Here is a 4,507-nt window from a genome sequence, read left to right as displayed (position 1 = left end):
AAACTGCACCCACATCTCGGAGATGGCAGTTTGTCCATCTTGGGTATATCGCAGTTGAGGGGCTTTGGTAATCTCTGCCATTAAGACACAAGTATTCATGTTTAAGGTCCTCTAACTTAAGTGAGATTTTAGCCCTTTAGGAGCATTAACATTGGGATATAGACGGTTTAAAGGCAAATATCCAGAATAAATAGGTTTGCCTGACCTGAGTTATCGAGATGGGCTGTTCAAACTCGAAAATTGTAGCAACCCGTCATAAATAATTTAGATTTCATCAAGATTATTTTCTAAATCAGGATCGCGTTCTGTAAAATCTTGGATGCGTTGGCGATAATTCCGTAACGTTGCATCCACCCATTCACGATCGCTCCCATTCGCAAAGATATGAACCAAGGGTTCGCTAGCATCGGGGAGAATCAGCGTCCAATCATCTGACGCCAGGTCTTTCACTTTGACACCATCAATCAACTCCAAGCACTCAGCCGGATGCGTCTCTACCAGATAGCGCATAAGGGCACCCTTCCGATTCCACGGGCACCGTACGGTGTGAGTTCGATGAAAAATTCGAGGTAAGTTGGCTTTGAGTTGCCCGAGGGATTTTTGCTGTAAGGTCAGCATTTCAATCAGTTTGGCAATAGAAAACATCGCATCGAAGCCGGGGTGGAGTTGGGGAAAAATAAATCCAGTATCGGCACTGCCCCCTAAAACAACATTAGGATTGGTGCGGCAAGTCTCCATAAGGGCGGTGGGATTCACCTTTGTGCGAATCACCTTGGCATCATGACGACGGGCGATTTGCTCAACCGCGCTTGAAGTATGCACGGGCACTACCACGGATCCTCGAGGATGGGCGGTCAAAATAATTTCGACCATCAACGCTGTCAATTGTTCGCCGCGAATGGCACTGCCGGTCTCGTCTACCAGAAGAAGTTGCTCGCCGTTGGCTGCCACTTGTACACCGAAATTAGCCTTCAAAGCTTCAACCACAGGCCCCAACTGGGTGAGTAATTCTTCTCGCTGCTCAGGGGTGGGACCTTTAGTGCGCAAGCTGGCATTGAGGACAACCGCATCACATCCAAATTTACTCAGCAAACGCGGTAAAACAGCACCAGAGACCGCATAGACATAATCAATAACGACCTTAAAATCACCTTCCCGAACGACAGCGGTATTCAGCCATTTCTCAAAAATCTGGGCATAGTCGTCTAATAAGCCGCCAGGATAGGTAATACCGCCAATTTCGCCAATGGGAGCCCGACGAAAGTCTTCCTTGAAGTAAGCTCCTTCAATTTTCTTCTCTTTGGCTTTAGAGATATTGATACCCTGATCGTCAAAGAATTCAATCAGAATAAAATCTGAGCGATCGGGGTGGATCCGCACATGCACCCCACCGATCACCGAAGAGGTGCGGGGAACACAACGCGCAATTGGGAGTGCGGTTGCCTCTAAGTTTTGGACATCAATCCCCACAGACATGATCCCGGAAATAAGAGAGCGGGAGACCATTCGCGAAATACTACGCTGATCGCGAGAAACGGTGACTTGTGCCCCTGGTTTCAGGGTTGAGGCATAGGCTGCGCCCAACTTCACTGCAAATTCAGGGGTGATATCTACATTGGCTAGCCCTGCGACTCCTCGCTGACCAAATAAATTACGAGGGGCTGTACTGCCCCAAATTAAATTGATGTTGAGGACTGCACCCGGCTCAATATGTTTACTGGGCCAAACTCTCACCCCTGGGCTGACTTGAGCTTCTTCGCCAACGGTGGACAATGCCCCGACGACTGCCCCTTCCAACACATGAGCACGACGATCAACCCGTGCGCCTCTGGCAATGGCACAGGCACGGAGGTGGGCTTCTTCTCCAATCAAAACACCATTCCAGATAATGGGGCGCTTAAGATCCGCATCCCCACCTATGGTGACGTTATCGCCAACCACTGTACCTGACTCAATATTTGCTCTGGGGCCAATGCGACAGTTATCGCCAATCAACAAGGGAGGGTTCAGCTTCGCCTCTGGATCGATATGGACGTTTTGGCCCATCCATACACTTGGCTCTTCCTCTTGATAGGCAAACTCCAGTTGGACATGGCCCTGAAGGGCATCATATTGAGCTTCTCGATAGGAATCTAAACTGCCGACATCGCACCAATATCCTTCTGCAACATAGCCATACATGGGCTGGTCTTTTTCTAAGAGTAAAGGGAATAGATCCTTAGAAAAATCCGTTTGTTGGTCGCTGGGTAAGTAATCTAAAACATCAGGTTCAAGAATATAAATGCCTGTATTGACCGTGTCTGAAAAGATTTCGCTAGTGGATGGTTTTTCCAGAAACCGACAAATGCGGTTCTGCTCATCCGTAATCACGACACCAAATTCCATAGGATTGGGAACTCGGGCTAGAACAAGGGTTGCTTTGGATTGCTGAGCGTGATGAAACTGAACGGCTGCCGTCAAGTCAAAATCGGTGATACAGTCCCCACTAATCACGAGAAATGTGTCAGTGAGTAAGGCTGAAATGTTCTTGACGCATCCAGCCGTTCCTAATGCCTGTTCTTCTTCAATGCCATAAGTCATCTGCACCCCAAAATCAGAGCCATCTCGGAAATAATCCCGCATAACATCAGGCAGATAGTAGAGGGTGGCAATAATCTCATGAATCTGATGCTGCTTGAGCAAATTGACAATATGCTCAGCAATGGGTCGATTGAGAATAGGTACCATCGGCTTGGGCAGATCGCAGGTTAGCGGTCTTAGCCGAGTCCCTTCTCCACCGGCCATGAGTACGGCTCTCATAAGTGATGCTCCATGAACTACGCCCAATACTCTCTGCCAGAGTATTAGAAGGTATTGTCTAGGGTTTTTAGGTCAGCGACCTACTGAGGATGCTGACTGTCTGCGCTGAAGGGCAATGGGGCTTGACGACTAGCTTACGGTGGACTGAACGGCTGCCGACATGGATTCCACTAAGCCACGGACGGCTGCAATCATGGCTAATTCATCATTCAGCCGATTGATAGCGGACCCCACGCCAATCCCTGATGCGCCAGCAGCAATTGCCAAGGGTGCAGTGACATTCGATAAACCAGACGCACAAAGCACGGGGACATTTACCGATCGAGCAATCTCATAGGCTGCGGCTAAGGTGGGACCAGCCTTCTCGATTAATCCTAACGTACCTGCATGGCGAGGATGGCTACTGGTTCCCCCTTCAGTCTGAATCAGATTTGCCCCAGCTTCCACCAGTTGACCCGCTAACTGAACCTGCTGGTCCAGGTCGAGAATATGGGGAACCGTAACGGATAAGGGGGTAGTGGGCAATAACGATCGGGTGTGGTGAGTGAGTTCCAGAACTTCTGCTGCGCTAAACTGGCGTCCTTGAGCATAGAAGCTGTCAAAATTACCAATCTCAATCACATCTGCCCCTGCAGCCACTGCCTCCACAAATTTCTGAGGTTCAACGGCGGATACACAAATAGGTAGGGAAATAGATTGGCGGACCTTCCGGATCAACTTAGGATCGGCAGCAATATCGACAAAGGTTGCTCCACCTTGTTCAGCAGCTTTAACCACAGCTATGACGTGATCTGGGTTGAAATTATTGAGGCCACTGATAATTTTGAGGGCACACCGTTGAGTTAAAGCTGATTGCAAGTGAGGATGCATCATTATTTTGTCACCAGGGTTACTGAAACGATTACGTTAGGGTTTGGAAGCGCTAAAACGTTTACATGCCTTTACATAGGGACGTTGATAACGCCATCCCATACTACTTTGCTGCCCCACTATCTGTACATGATTTTGCTGGCTTTCTTGGGGGCCAATGCAGTGAATGCCGCTGCGCTTGACCCTGACGTTTGAATTCCTAGGCCAACCTCCCGTAGGATAAACTCAACTTTGCTAGTTTGGCTGGATTGTTGTCCTTATGAGTCAAGTGCCCGAAACGATTTTCAGCAAGATTATTCGCCGAGAAATTCCCGCAGATATTGTCTATGAAGATGAGCTTGCGATCGCATTCCGTGACATCAGCCCTCAAGCCCCGATCCATATTCTGGTCATCCCCAAAAAAGTCATCCCCCGCCTATCCGAATCAGCAGCGGATGATCAGGCTCTCCTCGGCCATCTCTTAAAAGTGGTTCAACAAATCGCGGCTCAAGAGAAGCTCGATAAAGGGTTTCGCGTTGTGATTAATAATGGAGAAGACGGCGGCCAAACGGTGGATCATCTTCATTTGCACCTGCTTGGCGGTCGTTCCTTAGGGTGGCCTCCCGGATAGGCTATCGTCACAGCAATCCTAAGAAATCATTAAAAAGTTTACATTCTTAAACAAACTGGTTACAATTAAGCGGAGAAGTTAATCAAGATTCATCTTGACGCTTCTAATTCATACACATTCATAAACTTTCAGCAATCATAACCATGACAACAGTATTGCAAAGACGCGAAAGCGCCAGCGCATGGGAAAGATTCTGTAGCTTCATCACTAGCACCAACAACCGTTTAT

Annotated in this window: 3 protein-coding genes and 1 pseudogene; 1 reads left to right on the top strand and 3 read right to left on the bottom strand. The window is 48.3% G+C overall.

The annotated features are described in order from the left end of the window. The 3 genes and pseudogenes from Q0986_RS22405 to Q0986_RS22395 all read right to left on the bottom strand — a co-directional run. Positions 1-99, bottom strand: a pseudogene (locus Q0986_RS22405) (single-stranded DNA-binding protein); the annotation flags it as partial. A gap of 165 nt (positions 100-264) precedes the next feature. Then, positions 265-2,799 carry a mannose-1-phosphate guanyltransferase gene (locus Q0986_RS22400; protein ID WP_299416348.1) on the bottom strand — a complete coding sequence of 845 codons (2,535 nt, stop codon included), beginning with the start codon at positions 2,797-2,799 and terminating at the stop codon, positions 265-267. A 129-nt stretch (positions 2,800-2,928) separates the two neighbouring features. Then, a complete protein-coding gene (locus Q0986_RS22395) occupies positions 2,929-3,669 on the bottom strand; it encodes a DUF561 domain-containing protein (RefSeq protein ID WP_299416351.1) in 741 nt (246 codons plus the stop codon). A gap of 259 nt (positions 3,670-3,928) precedes the next feature. On the opposite strand from Q0986_RS22395, the gene Q0986_RS22390 reads away from it, so the two are divergent. Beyond that, a complete protein-coding gene (locus Q0986_RS22390) occupies positions 3,929-4,279 on the top strand; it encodes a histidine triad nucleotide-binding protein (RefSeq protein WP_299416345.1) in 351 nt (116 codons plus the stop codon). Positions 4,280-4,507 lie beyond the last annotated feature (228 nt).

The organism is Acaryochloris sp. IP29b_bin.148 (assembly GCF_028285565.1).
Classification (GTDB): Bacteria; Cyanobacteriota; Cyanobacteriia; order Thermosynechococcales; family Thermosynechococcaceae; genus Acaryochloris.
Note: the sequence above shows the minus strand (reverse complement) of the source record. Positions and strands in the feature narration are given on the sequence as shown.

Excerpts from the sequence above, each read along its gene's own strand:
- Q0986_RS22400 (WP_299416348.1), bottom strand. The coding sequence starts at position 2,799 with ATGAGAGCCGTACTCATGGCCGGTGGAGAAGGGACTCGGCTAAGACCG.
- Q0986_RS22395 (WP_299416351.1), bottom strand. The coding sequence starts at position 3,669 with ATGCATCCTCACTTGCAATCAGCTTTAACTCAACGGTGTGCCCTCAAA.
- Q0986_RS22390 (WP_299416345.1), top strand. The coding sequence starts at position 3,929 with ATGAGTCAAGTGCCCGAAACGATTTTCAGCAAGATTATTCGCCGAGAA.